Here is a 506-nt window from a genome sequence, read left to right as displayed (position 1 = left end):
CCCCCCCCCCTCCCCCAGGCGCGAGCCGCCCTCCCGGGTGCCTAAGTGCCTGGTGTTCGGACGTGTGCTCTTCCGTTCCCCGCCCGCCGGCGGCTCGACCAGGCGCGCTCGCTCGGCGGGCCCACGGAGTCGCTCGCGGCGCTCGAGCGCTGGTGCGGCCTGTTCGGGGTCGCCGTCCCGTGCGCGGACGGGCCGCCGGCCGTGTCCGCCGCGACGGACGAAGGGTCGGAGGCCGTGGATGCCGCCGCGCGACGGCTCGGCGATCTCGAGGCCGCGATGGCCCGAGCGGTCGAGGGCGATCTCGACGGCGCGCTGCGCCGCCTCCAGGATCCTCGGAGCGCCGCCGACCCCGACCTGCGCAGCCCGCTCGCCCGCGCCGAGGTCGGGGTGCTCGAGGTGCTCGTGCTCACGTGGTCCGGCGACTTCGCCGCCGCGCAGCGCCGGTTGCTCGCGGCCGCCGCCGACGGGCCGCTCGCGCTCCCGCTCGCCGGGCTCGGCGTCGCCCT

1 protein-coding gene is annotated in these 506 nt (G+C 79.2%); it reads left to right on the top strand.

The annotated features are described in order from the left end of the window. Positions 1-234: 234 nt before the first annotated feature. A partial coding sequence (locus tag GB864_RS18075; protein ID WP_160427058.1) for a hypothetical protein occupies positions 235-506 on the top strand: 272 nt, incomplete at its 3' end.

Origin of the sequence: Agromyces seonyuensis (assembly GCF_009789225.1) — a bacterium.
Classification (GTDB): Bacteria; Actinomycetota; Actinomycetes; order Actinomycetales; family Microbacteriaceae; genus Agromyces; species Agromyces seonyuensis.
The sequence above is the reverse complement of the archived record's forward strand: the minus strand, read 5'-3'. Positions and strand labels throughout refer to the sequence as shown.